This is a genomic window from Alteromonas pelagimontana, assembly GCF_002499975.2.
GTDB lineage: Bacteria > Pseudomonadota > Gammaproteobacteria > Enterobacterales > Alteromonadaceae > Alteromonas > Alteromonas pelagimontana.
Genome location: NZ_CP052766.1, coordinates 303,916 through 322,538, shown reverse-complemented (window position 1 = coordinate 322,538; position 18,623 = coordinate 303,916). Strand labels below are relative to the sequence as shown.

Annotated in this window: 15 protein-coding genes; 4 read left to right on the top strand and 11 right to left on the bottom strand. The window is 47.6% G+C overall.

The genetic code is table 11. The features are described from left to right. Window positions 1-125 precede the first annotated feature (125 nt). The 7 genes from CA267_RS01440 to xdhA are packed head-to-tail and all read right to left on the bottom strand — an operon-like array spanning window position 126 to window position 8,159. Entirely contained in the window at window positions 126-1,430 is a 1,305-nt protein-coding gene (locus CA267_RS01440; protein ID WP_075609119.1) for a urate hydroxylase PuuD, read from the bottom strand. After that, window positions 1,417-2,736 carry a guanine deaminase gene (gene guaD / locus CA267_RS01435; protein ID WP_075609120.1) on the bottom strand — a complete coding sequence of 440 codons (1,320 nt, stop codon included), beginning with the start codon at window positions 2,734-2,736 and terminating at the stop codon, window positions 1,417-1,419. Before guaD ends, CA267_RS01440 begins: the two co-directional genes overlap by 14 nt. Further along, on the bottom strand, window positions 2,736-3,059 hold the full coding sequence (uraH, locus tag CA267_RS01430; RefSeq protein WP_075609121.1) for a hydroxyisourate hydrolase: 324 nt from the start codon (window positions 3,057-3,059) through the stop codon (window positions 2,736-2,738). The genes guaD and uraH overlap by 1 nt, the downstream gene beginning before the upstream one ends. Next, window positions 3,056-3,577 carry a 2-oxo-4-hydroxy-4-carboxy-5-ureidoimidazoline decarboxylase gene (gene uraD, locus CA267_RS01425; protein WP_075609122.1) on the bottom strand — a complete coding sequence of 174 codons (522 nt, stop codon included), beginning with the start codon at window positions 3,575-3,577 and terminating at the stop codon, window positions 3,056-3,058. The genes uraH and uraD overlap by 4 nt, the downstream gene beginning before the upstream one ends. Next, a complete protein-coding gene (gene xdhC / locus CA267_RS01420) occupies window positions 3,564-4,400 on the bottom strand; it encodes a xanthine dehydrogenase accessory protein XdhC (protein WP_075609123.1) in 837 nt (278 codons plus the stop codon). Before xdhC ends, uraD begins: the two co-directional genes overlap by 14 nt. After that, a complete protein-coding gene (gene xdhB, locus CA267_RS01415) occupies window positions 4,397-6,727 on the bottom strand; it encodes a xanthine dehydrogenase molybdopterin binding subunit (RefSeq protein WP_075609124.1) in 2,331 nt (776 codons plus the stop codon). The genes xdhC and xdhB overlap by 4 nt, the downstream gene beginning before the upstream one ends. Then, window positions 6,720-8,159 carry a xanthine dehydrogenase small subunit gene (gene xdhA, locus CA267_RS01410; RefSeq protein WP_075609125.1) on the bottom strand — a complete coding sequence of 480 codons (1,440 nt, stop codon included), beginning with the start codon at window positions 8,157-8,159 and terminating at the stop codon, window positions 6,720-6,722. Before xdhA ends, xdhB begins: the two co-directional genes overlap by 8 nt. Window positions 8,160-8,475: 316 nt before the next feature. On the opposite strand from xdhA, the gene CA267_RS01405 reads away from it, so the two are divergent. The 3 genes from CA267_RS01405 to CA267_RS01395 are packed head-to-tail and all read left to right on the top strand — an operon-like array spanning window position 8,476 to window position 10,352. Beyond that, complete coding sequence (locus CA267_RS01405) at window positions 8,476-9,132, top strand: TetR/AcrR family transcriptional regulator (RefSeq protein WP_075609126.1); 657 nt, start codon at window positions 8,476-8,478, stop codon at window positions 9,130-9,132. Next, complete coding sequence (gene puuE / locus CA267_RS01400; RefSeq protein WP_075609127.1) at window positions 9,125-10,051, top strand: allantoinase PuuE; 927 nt, start codon at window positions 9,125-9,127, stop codon at window positions 10,049-10,051. Before CA267_RS01405 ends, puuE begins: the two co-directional genes overlap by 8 nt. A gap of 46 nt (window positions 10,052-10,097) precedes the next feature. Continuing rightward, window positions 10,098-10,352: a DUF3862 domain-containing protein gene (locus CA267_RS01395; RefSeq protein WP_075609128.1), complete on the top strand. Its 255-nt coding sequence runs from the start codon at window positions 10,098-10,100 to the stop codon at window positions 10,350-10,352. Between the two features lie 80 nt (window positions 10,353-10,432). On the opposite strand, the gene CA267_RS01390 is transcribed toward CA267_RS01395, so the two are convergent. Further along, on the bottom strand, window positions 10,433-11,764 hold the full coding sequence (locus CA267_RS01390) for an NCS2 family permease (protein WP_075609129.1): 1,332 nt from the start codon (window positions 11,762-11,764) through the stop codon (window positions 10,433-10,435). 369 nt (window positions 11,765-12,133) lie between these two features. Between CA267_RS01390 and CA267_RS01385 the strand changes: the two genes are divergently transcribed. Then, on the top strand, window positions 12,134-13,132 hold the full coding sequence (locus CA267_RS01385; protein ID WP_075609130.1) for an adenosine deaminase: 999 nt from the start codon (window positions 12,134-12,136) through the stop codon (window positions 13,130-13,132). A 62-nt stretch (window positions 13,133-13,194) separates the two neighbouring features. Here the strand turns inward: CA267_RS01385 and CA267_RS01380 are convergent, their stop codons facing one another. The 3 genes from CA267_RS01380 to CA267_RS01370 form a co-directional block, all read right to left on the bottom strand. Then, entirely contained in the window at window positions 13,195-14,298 is a 1,104-nt protein-coding gene (locus CA267_RS01380; RefSeq protein WP_083638403.1) for a purine nucleoside permease, read from the bottom strand. Window positions 14,299-14,363: 65 nt separating this feature from the next. Beyond that, window positions 14,364-16,802 carry a TonB-dependent siderophore receptor gene (locus CA267_RS01375; protein ID WP_075609131.1) on the bottom strand — a complete coding sequence of 813 codons (2,439 nt, stop codon included), beginning with the start codon at window positions 16,800-16,802 and terminating at the stop codon, window positions 14,364-14,366. A gap of 339 nt (window positions 16,803-17,141) precedes the next feature. Continuing rightward, window positions 17,142-18,575, bottom strand: a complete 1,434-nt coding sequence (locus CA267_RS01370) for an adenosine deaminase family protein (RefSeq protein ID WP_075609132.1) — start codon at window positions 18,573-18,575, stop codon at window positions 17,142-17,144. Between the last annotated feature and the right edge of the window lie 48 nt (window positions 18,576-18,623).

The window sequence follows — 18,623 nt, the reverse complement described above, 5'->3', positions numbered from 1 at the left end:
TGAAGATGCTGACCACAGGTTCGGCGCGGGCTTCCCTTACCACCATGCGAACTATTCGAGCAGCGTTTGCCTATTTCGTTTTAGAAGGAGCGAGCCTTTACTAAAGAAGCAGAATGCGCAAAGGCTTAATAAGCCTTTGCATTGCTAGCTGTTTTCTTTTTGTATTGATTGGGAAATTGCGATTTGTCGCTGAAGCTGGCGTACCAGTTGGCTAACTGTTGTCGCTCTTCCTGCGTCATGCCGGTTTTGTTCATAAATGGCATATCTTTGGTGACAGTGGCGCGGCGTATAATTTGCGGTGCATAACGCTCAACGTCCTCCCACGTATCAAGCCTTACCCCTAGCGGTGCCACTTTGAATATATTATCGGTGGGGGATGCAGAATGACAGCTTTGACAGTGTTGTGTAATTAGAGCAAACGCCTGTTCATCGGTGGGTGCTGATGGATTTTTTTTCCGACCGCTACTGAGTGTTGTCTGGCCGTCACTATCTACCACCACCGAAGATGTTGAAGTCTCTTGCACCGCTTTTTGCGGCCACGAAACCCAAAGCGTTAGTGCCAGCATTGCCACTGCGCCTGAAATTAAAATGCCGGGTTTAACAATACCTAGATGACGCAAATTAAAAAAGTGACGGATCCAGGCTGAAATAGCCATGATTAGCAGTAGCACCAGCCAGTTCCATTCATGCTGGTACGTCATAGGATAGTGATTGCTGATCATGATAAACAGAACCGGCAGGGTAAAATAATTATTGTGCACGGAACGTAATTTAGCGCCCGCGCCCCAGGTAGGATCGATTTCCCGTTTCTCGGCTACGGCCGCTACCATTTTACGCTGGTTTGGCATGATGTTTAAAAATACGTTTCCCACCATGATAGTGCCAATTAGCGCGCCCACATGAATGTAGGCTCCGCGACCACTAAACCAATGTGCTGCCAGCCAGCTTGCAAGGGCAATCATTGCAATAAGAACGACGGCAAACGCTTTAGGATAACGTGCTAACGGGCTACGACACGCGCCTTCATATAATGCCAGGCCACCGAAGATAAGGACTAGGCCCAAAGTCACCGCCTGACCCTCGTCCATGGCGTTTACTCGTGGATCAATGAGATACGCAGACGCGCCGAAATAATAAACGATTATCAGCAGGAAAAAGCCGCTTAGCCAGGTAGAATACGCTTCCCATTTAAACCAATGAAGTGTTTCCGGCATTTTCTCTGGGCCATAGGCGTATTTTCCGACCTCGTAGAAACCGCCGCCGTGAATGGCCCATAAGTCCCCTTTAATGCCTTTTTTCTGTTTCCATTCAGGCGGCGAGCGCAAGCTGTTATCTAACCAGATAAAATAAAAAGAGGCGCCAATCCATGCTACCCCGGCAACAACATGAAACCAGCGGACAAACAGCGACAGCCAGTCAAGCCATGGCATCAGCAAACTCCTTTTCTTTAGAATAGCGTTTTGTGCCGGCAACCCAGGTTTCGAATGTGGCGCGATCGTCTGCCAGCATACTCATGGCAAACACCATGTCTTCAGCAGAACACGAACGGTTCAGGCGCAAACGGGTGAGTTCATCGAATTGAGGTTCCAGTACCACGAAATCGGCATGAGTTCCGGGGTTAAGATTGCCCACGGAGGTCTCCAGTTTATGCGCAACTGCTGCGCCTTGTGTCATCATGTACAGTCCTTCCATGGGGGCGAGAGGATAATTTTTAAGTTGGCAGACTTTGTAGGCTTCACCATAGGTGCGCAACATGTTAAAGCCGGTGCCGCCGCCGACATCGGTGCCTAAAGTAACGTGAATTTTTTCCTGTTTAGCCCGGGCCATGTCAAAGAGGCCGCTGCCTAAAAATAAATTGGAGGTAGGGCAAAACGCAATAGTGGCCTTGGCTTGCGCCATGCGCTGCCACTCCTCATCGGTCAGGTGCAGACAGTGCCCAAAAGTCGCGCGCTCCCGCACCAGATTATATTTGTCATATACATCCAGATAGCCTTTCGCGTGGGGAAAAAGAGATTTTACCCACTCAACTTCTTCAAGGTTTTCAGATAAGTGAGTTTGTATAAACACATCAGGAAATTGTGCTGCCAGTTCTGCCAGTGCTCCCAGTTGATGATCACTGCTGGTAGGGGCAAAGCGGGGGGTTAGCGCATAATAATTACGGCCTTTACCATGCCACTTTTCAATCAGTTGGGCGCTTTCCTGATGCGCAGAGTCTGCTGTATCACGCAAAAATTCCGGGCAGTTTCTGTCCATGCAGACTTTTCCTGTTACCAAAGCCATCTTCATTTCATTAGCAACGTCAAACAAAATATCTGTGGCAGATTTGTGAACGCTGGAAAACACCAATCCGGTGGTGGTGCCGTTTTTTAGTAACTGGTTAAGAAAAACCTCTGCAATTTTTCTGGCATAATCGTCATCAGCAAACTTCTGTTCTGTAGGAAAAGTAAAGTTTTCTAACCAGGTAAGCAGCTGACTGCCATAACACCCAATCATTTCTGTTTGCGGATAATGTAAGTGACTGTCAATAAACCCAGGGACAATCCACTTCCCTCGATAGTCATTCACCTGTGCAGTTGAGTATTGCTGATGTACGGAGGCGAAATCTCCCGTAGCCAATATCCTTTCCCCTTCAATGACCAACGCACCATCTTCAATGTACTCCACCTCGTTTTTTGGGTCTGTGGTGGCGTGGGGAAAATGTAAAATGGATGCGCGAAATAATTGTTGTTTGAGCACTAGCTACCCCGGTAACTACTAAAACCAAAAGGGGAAATCAGCAAGGGAACATGATAATGCCCACCGTCTTCCTCTAAAATAAAATGAATATCCACAAACGGATAAAAGCTCTTACCATGGTGGAAGAGCAGGTATTCTTCGCAATGAAAACGGAGGCTGTAAGTGCCGGCAGCAAGGCGTTCTACCCCCCAGGTTTTGCAACGCCCATCTTCGTCAGTTTCGCCTTCGTAGCGTTTGCCGTTGGGCGAAGTTAATGTAATGGCAATACCTGAAGCCGGTGCACCGGCAGTAGTATCTAGCACATGGCTGGACAGTGTATTCATAGAACCCCCTGTTGATTGGCTAAGCCTTTAACAATTCGAAGTTGTGTTATCTTGAGTTGCTCTACTGCAGCGTTTTGTATTTCAGTATTGGTACTATTGTTAATGCGGGTTTTCAATGCGTTTAACATGGTGTCGGCATCCAGACCTGAGGCAAAGATAATAAATATAAATCCGTGTTTTTCCTGATACGTTAAATTATGATCGCGCAGGCTGCTAAGCGTCTGTTCGTCGGCAACACTTGCACCCTGTTGTTCATTGGCGGCCATGCTACGGGTGTTGGCAAATTTGCTGCGTAGACTATTTATGTCTCCTATCATCGGATGCGCAGCGAAAGCTTCCAGAAAGTCTTCTTTTTCCATTGTTGCCCAATGGCGTTGCGCGGCGTCGTTAACGGCTTCCAAACTGTTGTAAGGCCGTCCGTTTGTCATTTTCTCACTCCAGCGACGTGCAGCGCAGGTTTGGGTAAACCAATCGTTGGCGGTTTGCCAGGACACGTTATTTAGTTCATCTAAGGTCATGTACATCTACCTGATCATTTTTTTGTTTTAGCAATCCTGGTTCTGACTCGCAATCGTGAAGCCGGCGAATAATTTGCGCACCTATTGAAATTGCCACTTCAATAGGACGTTTACCACCAATTGAGGGATCGCCGATAGGGCTGACCAGCCGATGAAGCGCCTTTTTGCTGTAGCCCTTATTGAGAAGCCGGGTTCTAAAGCGTCTGGCCTTGGTATCAGAACCAATCATGCCGATGTATTCAAATCGATTCGCTTTAAGCGCGGCGTCTACCAGGGCATAATCCAACTGATGGTCATGAGTCAGAATAATGAGCCAGCAGTTTTCTGGCAGTGCTGTGATTTCGCCCACCGGATCATCATCAATGATAATGCGAACATTAGCCGGGCAGTTCATGTCCTGAAATTCTGCAGCGCGACTGTCAATCCACAGGATTTGCAACGGTAACTGCGCCAGCAGTGGCACCAGCGCTTTGGCTACATGCCCCGCACCAAACACCGCGACGTGCTGGCAGTGTTGCACTTTCACTTCAAACAATAGTTTGACTGCGCCACCACAACATTGCCCCAACTTGGCACTGAGCGGAAATGACTCAATATGCTGTTGTTCCTGATTCGCTGCCAGCAATGTTCGCGCCTGATCAATAGCGATATATTCTAAATGGCCGCCTCCAATAGTGTCGTACTGCGTCGCTGCCGTAACCACCATCTTGGTGCCAGCTTCTCTTGGCGCCGAACCTGCCACGGTCAACACGGTGACAAGCACGTAGCTTTCTCCGCGTTGATGGGATTGATGGAGGGCGTCAAACCAGGTTGTCGGCTTCATGAAGACAATGCCGTGACCGCGTTCACCGCACGCAGCACTTTTTCTGGTGTGGCAGGGGTATCTAATTGAGGATCAACCGCATAACCACTGATGCTGGAAATGGCGTCTTTAATTGCGCACCACACCGAAATCGCTAACATGAAAGGTGGTTCACCCACGGCTTTAGAATGATAAATACTGTCTTCTTCATTAGGGCGCTGGTACAGCGTGATTTGCATGTGTTTCGGCGTATCTCCTATTGCCGGGATTTTGTAAGTGGCCATGTTTTCGCTTATCAGTTTGCCTTTATCGTTCCACAATAATTCTTCGGTTGTGAGCCATCCCATACCTTGAATAAATGCGCCTTCAATTTGTCCTAAATCAATGGCGGGATTTAAACTACAACCCACATCATGCAGAACGTCGACGCGATCCACTTTGTATTCGCCGGTAAGGGTGTCCACGCTTACCTCTGATGCAGCCACACCGTACGAAAAGTAGAAAAAAGGTCTGCCGTTGCCCGTGTCACGATTATAGTGAATTTTAGGCGTTTTGTAGTATCCGGTAGACGAAAGTGACACTCTGGCAAAATATGCCTCCTGAATCAGAGCGCCCCAGGAAATGCTCTTTTCACCCAGGGTAAGCATGTGATCAGCGAACACGGCGTCTTCAGCGTTCCCTTTTACTTTCTGAGCATAAAATTCTGCAAGACGTGTTTTAATAATCAAACACGCATTTTGCGCAGCTTTACCATTGAGATCGGTACCGCTTGATGCCGCTGTCGGTGAAGTATTCGGCACTTTGTCAGTGCGGGTAGAGGTAACCTCAACCTGAGCGAGATCCACACCGAACTCATGGGCAACAATTTGTGCTATTTTGGTGTGTAAACCCTGGCCCATTTCAGTACCGCCATGGCTTATCTGGATACTGCCATCGGTATAAATGTGTACCAGTGCGCCGGCTTGGTTTAAATGTTTGGCAGTAAATGAAATGCCAAATTTTACGGGGGTGAGTGCAAGGCCCTTCTTGATAACGGGACTGTTCTGGTTGAACTGAAGGAGCGCTTCACGGCGCTGCCAGTAGTCGCTGGATGATTCTAACGCGGCAATCATTTCTGGCAGCAAATTATTCCCCACATCCATACCATAATGGGTGGTATTGCCGGTGGAGGGGCCGTAGAGATTTAGCTTTCTTACCGTCAGCGGATCCTGACGGGTTTTGCGGGCAATGGCATCCATCATTGCTTCGGCCATAATCATACCCTGGGGGCCGCCAAACCCGCGAAATGCGGTGTGAGAAACGAAGCTGGTTTTGGCTCTATGGCCTATAACGTCGCTGGCACCAAGATAATAACCGTTATCAACATGAAACATGGCGCGATCGACAATGGCTTCTGAAAGGTCAGCCGAGTGTCCACAATTGCCATTCACCACCACGTGAGTAGCAAGCAGACGCCCAGCTTCGTCGAAACCGACTTTATAGCTGTTTTCAAACGGGTGACGCTTACCTGTTACGGTCATGTCTTGTTGGCGAGGTAACCGCAGCTTTACTGCACAACGGTTACGCTGCGCTAATACAGCAGCAATGCAAGCCCATTGAGCTGCTTGTGTTTCTTTACCGCCAAACCCGCCGCCCATACGTCGCATGTCTACCGTAACTTTATGGAGTTTTACGTCCAGTACTTCAGCCACCAGTTTCTGTACTTCGCTGGGATGCTGACTGGATGTGCATACCAGCATTCTGTCTTCTTCTTCGGGTATGGCAAGGGCAACCTGACCTTCCAGGTACATATGCTCCTGCCCGCCGATGTTCAGTTGCCCCGTTAGTTTTAACGGCGCCTTTTTGTAGGCCGCGCTAAACTGCCCTTGCTTCATCTGGTGAGTGGGACGGACAAAGTGCTGGCTGTCCACGGCTTCCTGAACGCTGAACATGGGCTGCTCTGGTTGAATATCGTATTTTGCCAGTAATGCGGCGCGACGCGCTTCAACCATTGTCTTTGCTAATACCGCAAACGCAGGTTGTCCCAGAAATTTAATCTGATCATCAACGAATACAGGATCGCCGTCAAAAACTGGCGCAATGTCTTTGTGACCGGGTATATCGGCTAGCGTGATCACATCAACTACACCAGGACTGGCTTTAACCGCTGATAAATCCAGGTGCCGAAGCTGACCTGCGGCAACAGGACAGGTACCAATAGCGGTATAACAAGTGCCTATAGGTTCGGGTATATCGTCAACATAACGGGCTGCTCCTGCTACCTGACGAATGGCGCTTTCATGTGGAGAAGATTGATGTATTGGGCTGGAAATGACACTTGGCAGCCCTTGGTCGATAAGCTTACGCATAAGTCACCACCCGCGTTTCTATGTGATTATCTTGCTGGTTCTCCAGCCAAAACCGATGCCACAGGTTACCTAATAACTGATTTCGATATTCAGCTGTGGCTCTGACATCATCAATAGGGGAAAATGCCTGCATTAAAATTTCTTTGCCAATAGCAATACACTCTGCGCTACTCCAGCGTTTGCCTACCAGTGCCTGATGCAAGGCTTCGCAGGAGACAGGAGTAACAGCAACGCCACCGAAACCGCTAGCGACCTTTTTAATTACTCCGTCTTCCACGTAAAGATGAAATACCGCACACACGGCTGAAATATCGTCTTCGAACCGTTTTGACACTTTATAAGCCCTTAGCAGATAAGGCGCTGCAGGTTTCGGTATTAAAATGCGGCTGATCCATTCGTTGCTGCAAAGCACCGTTTGCCGATAGCTGGTAAACAGCTTACTTACCGGAATGTTGCGACTTTTCTCACCGTTATCTACGACAACTATGGCACCCAGCGCCAGTAAAACCGGCGGCATATCTCCAATGGGAGAGGCATTTGCTAAATTTCCGCCTAAAGTGGCTTGATTGCGAATAGGTAAAGAAGCAAATCGCTCCAGAATCTCTTTCAATTGCGGGTACACCGCAAGTAAGTGCGGCTCGATATCGCTTAAGGAACACGCAGCACCAAGAGAAATACAATCGTCGTCTTCTCTGCACTCTTTAAGTTCTGCCACCTGCGATAAACTGATAAGACAATCATACTGCTTTAGCTTCTGCGTAACTTCCAGGCCAAGGTCCGTGTTACCGGCAACAAGTGGCGCTTCAGGATGCTCTTTGATAAACCTCGCCAGCTGTTCACGATTTTGCGGTAACAGCAAACCGCGCTCCGGCGTTTCTGCTTTACTCTGCAATTCTTTTAGCGCAGCTATAGTCTGTTGTTCATTCCTTTTAAACTTATCGGCAGGAGAATGAGTACACACTGCTGTTGCCGCATCAATGATGGGGCGGTATCCGGTACACCGGCAAAGATTTCCGGAAAGGGCGTAACTGACTTGTTCCCTATGGGGTTGAATATCTTTATGGTAAAGCGCAAACATTGACATCACTAATCCCGGCGTACAAAAGCCACACTGGGAACCGTGATAATCCACCAGTGCCTGCTGAACCGGGTGTAACGTTGCGCCTTCACAAAGATGCTCTACAGTAATAAGCTGCTTACCATCAACGGCAGACATCAGCGCAATGCAGCTGTTAATAGTACGATAATGGAGTGAATTTTTAGCAGGTGTCAGTTCGGCCAGAGCAACGGTGCAGGCACCGCAATCTCCTGCTGCACATCCTTCTTTGGAACCTTTCATCTTCCGATGTTCGCGTAAGTAGTTGAGCACAGTTAAACCGGCGTCAAATTCTGCCAGTTCGACTACCTCGTGATTAAGAAGAAATCGGATCATACCGAGCTCCAAAGAAATTATAGACGTATACAGGCACTACTATATCTGTCTTTTGTGATAAAAAGTAGACCATATGGTCAAATGACAAAGTTTTAAAAAATGTCCCCACCGTGGGGCAGCGGATGAGCCAATATGGTGCAACTAGCGGAAGATTCGCTATGGTTTGCCGACAAGTGATTAAATCAGCAAAATGCGTGCTCATTTCGCTAATGTGTAAAGGAATGAAACCAGAGGAACTTTGACTTGAGACATTTGTTAACTATGGCACTATTATCACAGCTCAGGTATGACCTCAAACAAGGAAAACGTAAAGAGCATGACACTGAATAAAGTGACCGAGGCGGGTATTGGGGCAAGAAATAAAGTCAATATACTGGCCGCCGCAGAGAAAGTATTTGCACAGAATGGATTAAAAGGAACCTCTGTCCAGCAGATTGCTGACCAGGCAGGTATTCCTAAAACCAACGTATTGTATTACTTTAAGTCTAAACAAGAACTCTATCTTGCCGTGTTAAAACAAACATTGTCCTTATGGAATTCGCGGTTCGATTTAGCCACGGCGCAAGATGATCCTGCTGAAACACTGGCCGAATATATCGCAGAAAAAATGGAGATGTCGCGCACGCATCCTACGGCATCAAAAATTTTTGCGCTGGAAATTATTAACGGCGCCCCTAATCTGAACCGCTACTTCGATGAGGAACATGCGCAATGGATGCGGGGCAGGGTAGCCATTATTAATGCATGGATAGCGCAGGGAAAAATGTCCAATGTTGATCCGCATTATCTGCTTTTTCATATCTGGTCAAGCACGCAGCATTACGCCGACTTTTCGGCGCAGGTTACCCGCTTACGCGGTAGCAAAATGAAAAAAGCGGATTTTGAAAATGCTACCTCTCATCTTATTTCTACCATTTTAAGTGGCTGCGGTTTAACCGTTCCAGCCCAATATCGGGCGGCATCGAATGGATAATTCTCTGGATAACACTAATTACCCTCGTGATCTCATTGGCTATGGAAAACATCCTGTTCATCCGCAATGGCCTGGAGGCGCACGTATCGCGGTGCAATTTGTCATTAACTATGAGGAAGGTGGTGAGAACTGCGTCTTGCATGGCGACGAGCACTCGGAAATCTTCTTATCAGAAATCATTGGCGCCCAGCCATACACCGACCGCCATTTGAGCATGGAATCCATATACGAATACGGTAGCCGTGCCGGATTTTGGCGTTTACACCGTTTATTTACCCACTATGGTATTCCGGTTACTGTGTTTGGGGTAACTATGGCGATGGCGCGTAATCCCGAAGCGGTAAAAGCCATGCTGGATGCGAACTGGGAGATTGCCAGCCACGCGATGCGATGGATTCACTTTCAGGATATGAACATCAATACTGAACGTAAATTGATTGCGGATGCCATACAATTGCATGAACAGCTTACCGGAAAAAAACCAGTAGGATGGTATACGGGCAGGACCAGCCCGAATACGTTGAAACTGATTGCTGAAAGAGACGATATTTTATATTGCGCTGATTCTTATGCAGACGATTTACCTTACTACGATCGCCACTACAGCAAACCGTTATTGATGGTGCCGTATACACTGGATACCAATGACATGCGCTTTGCGACTCCGCAAGGCTTTAATAGTGGCGAGCAGTTCTTTCAGTACCTTAAGGATGCCTTTGACGTACTCTTTGAGGAAGGAGAAAACCATCCAAAAATGCTATCGATTGGTTTGCACTGCCGCATTGTCGGCCGTCCTGCACGGTTGGCGGGACTTAGGCGCTTTATTGAGTATATCAACTCCCACGATAAAGTATGGTTGGCGACTCGGGAAGAGATTGCCCGCCACTGGGTTTCCCATTTCCCTGCCAAAGCAAAATGAGACATTCCGACCCCGGATACAGAAAACGTTCATACAGGAGTTAGTGATGAAATGTAAAGTGTTAGGATGCGTGCTAATGGCATTGCTTGTCACCGCATGCAGTAAAGTATCAAAAGAAAATTATGAGAAACTGGATGCAGGTATGACGCAGCAGCAAGTAGAAGATGTGCTGGGCTCGGCGGACAACTGCAAAAAAACGCTGGGCACGCTTAGTTGTGTTTGGGGGCAGGAGAGCGAAAAGCATATAAAAGTCATGTTTATGGCTGATAAAGCTGTAACCTTCTCTTATGAAGGCTTGTAATCAGACTTTACTTCTTTTCGAAAGAAAAATGTTAGCCCGTGACAAGCGGGCTTTTTACGTTTAACGCGGATTAGTACTATTTATTTTAGATCGAACAAGTACCTGAGCACAAACACCAGCGCTAGCAGATAAGTAATTGCGCTTACCTGCCGGGCTTTGCCTGTAGATAAACTAATACCTACGTAGGTGATAAAGCCCAGGGCAATACCTTCGCTAATACTGAACGTCAGCGGCATAGCGATCAAGGCTATGAATGCAGTCGCCAGTCCTCCTGTGTCATCGAAATCCAGATGGCGAATAGAGTCCATCATAAATATTCCCACCATTAACAATGCGGGCGTGGTGGCCATTAAGGGAATAACCTTCATTAATGGAGTGAAGAACAGCGCAAGAAGAAAACATCCTGCTACCACTACTGCGGTTAAGCCTGTGCGTCCGCCTGCGGATACACCTGCGGCAGATTCAACGTAGCTGGTAACCGGTGATGTTCCTAGTGCTGCACCGGCAACGCTCGCTGTGGCATCAGCAGTCATTGCACTGCCTATTTTGGGCAGTTTGTCCTCGTCCGTTAACAAGTTGGCTCGTCGCGACACCCCGATGAGAGTGCCAATGGTATCGAACATGTTGACAAACATTAGCGCAAATATTAAGTCCCAGGTGGCTGAGAAATGTTCGATGGGATACCAGATATCCATAGCAAACAAAGTATCAGTAACGGGTTCAGGTAAGCCAACGAAATGATCCGGATGAGAAGTCAGGTAACCCTCGCCGGCAGGCACGATAAGCCCGATGAGAGATAAAATCACAATCGACAGCAGGATGCCGCCCGATACTTTTTTAATGACAAAAACAATTGTCATAATGATGCCAGCAAAAGCTAATAACACCGCCGGTTCAGAAAGATCGCCAATGGTTACAAAGGTGGCAGGATGCTCTACTACCAACCCGGCATTTTTCAGGCCGATAAAAGCAATAAATAATCCGATACCGCATTGCACTCCTATTTTTAATGCCGACGGTATGGCTTCAGCAATTTTCGTTCTTATTCCTGTTAAAGTAAGCAACAAAAACAGAATTCCGTTCCAAAAAACGATTCCTAATGCCGCTTCCCACGGCACTTCTCGTGAAATACAGATTGTAAATGCAAAAAAGGCGTTCAACCCCATGCCGGGAGCAAGTGCAACCGGATAATTTGTCATTGCCGCCATCAAGAGAGTACCGAAGCAAGCGGCCAGCGCTGTCACCGTAATTAATCCCGTCACTGGCATACCGCTTAAGGCAAGAATGCTGGGGTTCACTATCAATATGTAAGACATGGCGGCAAAGGTTGTTAAACCCGCAATGCATTCAGTCTTAACGTTTGTTCCGTTGGCCTGAAGCTTAAAGATTCGTTCCAGAAAGGTGGTGATCATAGGTACTCTCAGATTGGGCGAATATAGTTATTGATTATTATATGCCATGGCCTAAAGCAAAAACTTGACCATATAGTCGGTTTTGTGTTGATCTTGTTGTGGATTAGCATAACAGCCACCAGGGAAAATCGACCGGATGCTACTGAACAACTTTGCGTTGATGCTTCCTGTTAACGGAACTATTTATTGATATAGTCGCGACATATCATAACGAAAAATAGCGTTAGTGCACAATACTGGTGAGCTGGACCTAATTCGCTGCACCGTCACGGCGCGTTTTCAGAAATTTCTTTACCCTAGCGTTTCTGCTAGCCCAGAGAAGACGCTATAAGTGTGCTTACAATTTGCTTCAATGAGTGAGAAAAAATTATGTCTCTGACCCAACTAATTAAAAATCTACCAAAAGCAGAGCTACATTTGCACATTGAAGGGAGCCTTGAGCCAAGGTTACTGTGGGAATTAGCGCAAAAGCACCAGGTTAAGCTGCCCTACCAGAATGTGCGGGAGATAGAGCAGGCTTACCAATTTTCCAGTTTACAAAGTTTTCTGGATATTTACTACGCTGGCGCCAATGTGCTTAGGGACGAAGACGATTTTTACCAGTTAATGTGGTCTTATCTTTGCCGCTGCCGTGAAGAAAATATTGTTCACAGCGAAATCATGTTCGACCCGCAAACTCATACGCAAAGAGATGTTCCGTTTAGCGTTTTCATGAGCGGCTTTGAACGCGCAATCAGACGAGCCGAAAAGGAGTGGGGCATGAGTGTTTTGTTAATCATGTCGTTCCTGCGCCACTTAAGCGAAGCTGATGCAATTGATACCTTGCTACTCGCTAAACCTTATTATGACAAAATTCACGCCATTGGCCTGGACAGTTCTGAACTTGGGCATCCGCCGGAAAAGTTTGAGCGGGTGTTTGCTAAAGCCAGTGCATTGGGTTTCAAGCTTGTCGCGCACGCTGGCGAAGAGGGACCATCTGAATATATCTGGCAGGCAATCAACCTGCTGAATATCGATCGCATTGATCATGGCGTGCGTTGTGAAGAAGATGATGCGCTGTTAGCGCTGGTGCGTGAGCGCCAAATCCCTCTGACGGTGTGCCCGCTAAGCAACTTAAAACTCTGTGTAGTTGATGACATAAACCAGCATAATATCTTACGCTTGCTGGACGCGGGCCTGTTAGTAACAGTCAACTCTGACGATCCTACCTATTTTGGTGGTTATCTCAATCGCAATTACGAGGTGCTTGAAGCGTCTCTTGGTATGAATGAAAAGCAGTTGCGAGAATTGGTGACGAACAGTTTTAAAGCCAGCTTTTTAGAAGAGGGCGCCAAAGCGCATTGGGTTGAGAAAATAGCTGCTGCCTGAAGGGTGCTGTGCGAGGAAAAGGGGCCGCGGCCCCTTGCCACACTTCCTGTAACGCAGGAGCGTTATTTGTCGCTTTGTGGAGGCTGAGTTTGGTATTTGCTCCATTTATTTACCAGTTCATCAACCACTGCACTACCCACAACATAGGCTGCCTCCAGCGCCGGCTGCATACCGGCGTAACCGGCTTGTGAACTCTCCATCTCAAGGTTCTCAGCTGCCGTCAGCCCCGGAGGTTGCATAGTGAAATTACTCGCTGTTCGCAGTACCATAAACCTTGTCTTATCTGCTTTTCCTGCCGCATCAAGATATTGCATGGCCTGATAGCTGCCGGTGTCTTCCATGCCTGACGTGACAAAATTGCCTTCACCATCCGTCCAAAACGCCGTCCAGTCGTTGGCCCACTGGTTTAATAATTTGCCGTGCCAGAAAGTGGAAGCGGCCAAGTGATCACCTTGCATCACTTTCGGTGCTGCCATTGCTGCGGGGTGTTCGCTATACTGGTTTCTCAGCTCGACCATAGCATCAGTATCCTGTAATACAATTCCCTTGGTGAGATTGAACGCCCATTGACTCAAGCTGGCGTTGAGCTTGTAGACTTCCCCAGCAGGCTTGTGGTGAGTTTTTGATGAATTTACATCAGCAGGATAAGGCGCATTTGCAAATAACGGAAAATAGCCGGTGGACCATTGCTCAGGAATTTCTCTTGCATCAATTTGATGGGCAAGATCGCCGTCTATTAAATAATCTGCCCACACTGCCGAACCAATGGTCCCGTCAGCCGGATCGATTCCGGCGATTCCCGCTACTAGCCAGTAAGCCTGGGTTAAATCAAAGCGAGGATCCAAACCCAACGCCATGATCGCTGCCGTTGCCTTTGCGGTACCCATGCCGGTCACAATTCCAATGACACCGGTATCCTTGTTGGCGAAGATATCGTGGTGGGACTGGGGAAATGGATAGCGCTTTGTCAGTTGCTGGCGCTCTTTCCACAGCTGGAATTCGCCAGGTTTATCGCCCTCGTCTTCACCAATTTCAAACATTGTGACCACAACTGCCTTTACTTTAAGTGGTTGAGGTTCGGATTGTGAAGTGTTCTGCTGAACATCCTGCGGCTGGCAGGCAAATAGCAACGCCGCGCCCAAGACTATTATCATTCTTTTTAACATCGTAACTCCTTATTAGCGAGGCGCAGCTTCTAACCGTGTTGAAACTGCGCCGGGTTCTGACATATTTAAAAGTTGTAGGTAAATTTCGCATTGAGGTGGCGCGGTAACTCAGGCAGAACCACTTGGCTACCAAACAAGTCAGGAAAGTTGGCGCGAAAGTAGGTTTCGTCGGTCAGGTTTTTTACAGTGAAGTTGAGCGCCCACTCTTCAGTTTGATAAGAAAGTCCTGCGTTCACTAAGGTGTAAGAGGGCAGCGTTACGGCACCGGAGAAACCAGATGCAGTTTCGTCAACGTCAATCACGCTAAGGCTGGTTGCATATCCGTTCTGAAAATCGTAGGTGGCAGTGAGCGAATATATATTTTCCGGAATACCGGCTTTACGGCCATCAGGATTGCTGGTGCCGGGGCCTACCAGATTCAGTCCCACCACATTGCCACCAAATATTAAAGCAGGATCTGTTAAGTTGACCAAATCTTCGGCGCCGAGAAAACCAAACTGTGAACCATTTTCCAGGGCGGTTAGGTTAACGACTTCAGTTTTCGAATAGCCGGCAGAGACCACCAGATTGTCGTTGACTACCCATCTGACCTCAACTTCCATTCCTTCGTTTTGTGTGGTGTTGTTAGTCACAGTGTTTTGGGAGTTATAATCGGAGCGCTCCTGATCATAAACAGATACTGCCACATACAAACTGTCGTCAAGAAACGATCCTTTCACGCCGTATTCAAACAGTTCCGAGGTATCAAAAGCGCCGCTTCCATCAGGATTATTCATTTGGCTGATGTTGATTTCAGCACCCTGACCGGCGACCAAAGTGGCCTGCTCAGCAGCAGTAATATAGGGGATGATCCCTAGTGGCGTTTTATAGGAAACGCTAACGTTCCACGACGTGCCGTCCACCGTCTCTTTCTCTGTTATTATTTCGGTGTTTCCCAAAACGGGTAAAAGCAAATCACCGCGTGATGTGCTTTCAATATCAATGGTGTCGTAACGTACACCTAAAACCACGTCCAGTCCCCAGTCCCAGGTAATATCTGTCATTGCCGCTATGCCAACGTCAAGATAATTTCCTGCATCATAGTTGTCGTAGTTATAGCCAATGCGGGTAGCCAGTTCCCGCTTATCTAACGCCGTTGAGGGGCCGGTAAGATCGCGGCGGTTAAAGTATTCGTAATTAAAATCGTCGCCATGGGTAAAATCGGTGTAGCGAACCGACGGCGAGAGCTGCACTTGCGCAAGCATTCCTTCTCTTTCATATTCGGTTGCAAATATGATTTTATCCTCAACTACCCAGCTATCGTGAAATTGGGAATATCCATAAGCGTTTTCATTGATGTTATCGTAGGCGTCATAAAATAGCTGATTCTTTATTTCCCAATCGCCTGCGTAATAAATGGCATCAAAATAGAGCGTTGTGGCTTTGTTTTCCAGCCGATCATCTGCAGCAACTAACACCTGAGAACCGGACAAAATGGTAGTGCCAGAATTGTCCAGTTGCATTAGCTCAGTGGCATCGGCATCTGTAAAGGCGGCCGCTGGTACATAAAATCCTGCTGCACCAGCCAGATCGACACCCTCTGCGCCATATTCGTCATGGGAAATTGAGCCGTCGCCGTTGGTATCGAGAGGCTTGGCGGTACCCGTAATATAGGTGCCATTGTCAACCAGTTCCTGAGTCAGGCGATTCCAACCCGCAACTTGATTGCCATCAAATTTATGGTACATGCCACCAAATTCGAACCGCAGATTTTGCGAAATATCAACATTGAAAGACGTTTGTAAAATGGTTTGGTCAGTAGCGGAATTTTGATAGTAGCTGCCGGAATTTTCCACTTCGCCATACACGTAGTAGCCCATTTCTTTACCCGCTACACTTGTCGGGCCGCCGACTTCTGCGGCGAGAATGCTTTTATCCCAGGTGCCGTGGGTATAAGAAAAAGCACCAGTCGGCGCATCTAAATATTGTCCGGAAGAGGCACGCGCGGATTTCGGGTTAAAGTTCAGGTAGCCGCCGATTTTCGAGGGCCCGTAAATTGGCGATGCAGGCCCCCGAACAATGTCTATCCGGCTTGATGCACCAATAGGGACAGGATAGTTACCCGGATTATCCAAACGCTTCATGCCGCGAAAATAATTTTCTCCAGGATTCCCCCGCACGTCCAGAGAACCGGCGACACCAAAGAATGATTGGGTGAAGGTTCCTGGGGCAAAGGCGACCAGTTCATCAATATCGGAAACGTTAAACCGTGCCATCTGTTCATCAGAAATGGTTGATGCAGAACGGGGTGTTTCTAGTATCGATTTACCGAAACCAAATACAGATTGCACGTCTTGGCCCGGTAAAGATCCTAATGAGCCAGTCACCTGAATTTTCTCTACGTCTTTTTCGTTAGCGGCTTTCTCGTCTGTTTCTTGCGCCAGTGCCGTTGCGGGAATTGTCACCAACACTCCCAGAGCGACAGCCTTGGAAAGTGCTGAAAAAGATAAATGTGTGTGTTTCATGTGGTTCCTCTGTTTTTGTTTTATATTTCTGAAGTGCAGACAGCGCAGCGGACCTTGACTGTCTCTTGCTGTGCGAATTGCACGTTAGATGCCAGTTTTGGTCCAGCTGGTCAGGTTTTTAAGTCGCTGTATCTTTTTGAAAAATAAAGAAATAACCATCCTGCGACGGCGGTGTCCAGGTTACGAAAATGTTAAGGAGTAGTGGCTGGCGTAAGGCCGCACCACGGTAGGGAAAGAGCAGGGTTTACCTGCACCAATACACACCTGGCAAAACGCCAACAGCTATAGTGATTGGTGTAATAGAAAAAGGAAGGCGCGCGTTAGGAACGGCCTATATATTTAACGACACACCGCTGGTTCATAACGACAGATAAAACGGCGTTTTTCAGAAGCTGGTGGCAGAGGCTGGTTTTGTTGTCGTGCCAGCGCAAACGCCATGAGTCGTGAATCAAGCTCAGCTAACTGCTTTTGCTTTTCCGTATCGGGGAGAAAGCTATAAAGAATACTATTACGGGTGATAGCGACAATTTCGTCCCAGGACAAATTGAATTCATTGACAGCGACAAAGTATTCGTCAGTTAACGTACTGTCCCACATGCCTCTGTCGTCTGTAGATAGCGCAACAGGAATGCCAGTTCTCAGGTACTCGGCAAAGGGATGCTGGCTAAAATCCTGCACATATTCCAGCAAAAGATTAGAGATAAGGTTAATTTCAATCAGATAAGGGCCATGCTGCATAAGCAGGAGCGTATCAGCATCGGTAATGGTATTTATACCATGGCCGATGCGCGTAGCGCCTAGCAGCAGGGTATCTCTCACATGAAAATTCGGTTCATCAACTTCCCCGGCGTGAATAGCTAAGTTTATCGCGGGATATTTCTGCCGCATTTCCCTCATTATAGGAAGGAAGCGCAATGGGTGACCTTTGTCATTGTCTTCGCGGCCCACCATATTAATGCCCACGTAAATGTCTCTGTGATTATCGACATAACCGTAAATCCAGCGCAGTTGCTCCTCTGCGTTAGGTAAAAAGCGCAGCAGGGCGTACTGGAATTTTACTTTCACGCCAGTTTCCTGAGCCGCTTCACTTTCAAGCATCTGGCGGTAAACCATAAGTGCTTCGTCTTCGGTATATAGTGTGCCGTCAGGTTTCAAGTTTCGCTGCACGTTGACCTGAGTTTCCAAATATTGCAGTCCTTCAAGGGAAAATGCCCGCATATTTTTGAGGAGTATTTGCGCAACCAGCGTCGGATTTTGCGGCAATTCGTTCAATCGTTGCCAATGGGTTTCAAAAAATTCGTTTCGGCCTTCGTGTGACTTGTCTAAGCGGATGCTTTCTAAAAACCCTTGTTTTTCCTCAGGCGATAGCATTTGTAGTTTTTCGTATTCTTGTTGTTCGCAGCTTGACAGTTTTTCAAAGGTGGACGCCTGAATGGTGCGAAACATAAGGTACTGCGGATTGCTGCCAAACTCGTTGCTGCCGTATCCTCGACAGCTTTTAATCGCCGTGCGCGTGTAGTACTGATAGCCGCCGTTGGTATTGATATCGCTAGCAAGCTCATACCACCACTCACTAAATCCTGCTCCACTTAAGTGATGATGAAGATCACCGCCTTTTGGCAAGCTCCATAGAAAACGATAAAGGGCTGCGGGGTCAGCGGTCTTTTTGAAGTCGCGAAACCAGGCGTTCATAGAAGGTTGAGAAAGTGAACTGGCCAGAGACGAAGCGGTCCACAGGCAAAGAAACAACATTACTGCAATGCGATGAAGCATACTAATTTAACCTATTCAAACAATAGGAGGACGAAAAGCAATTTTCTG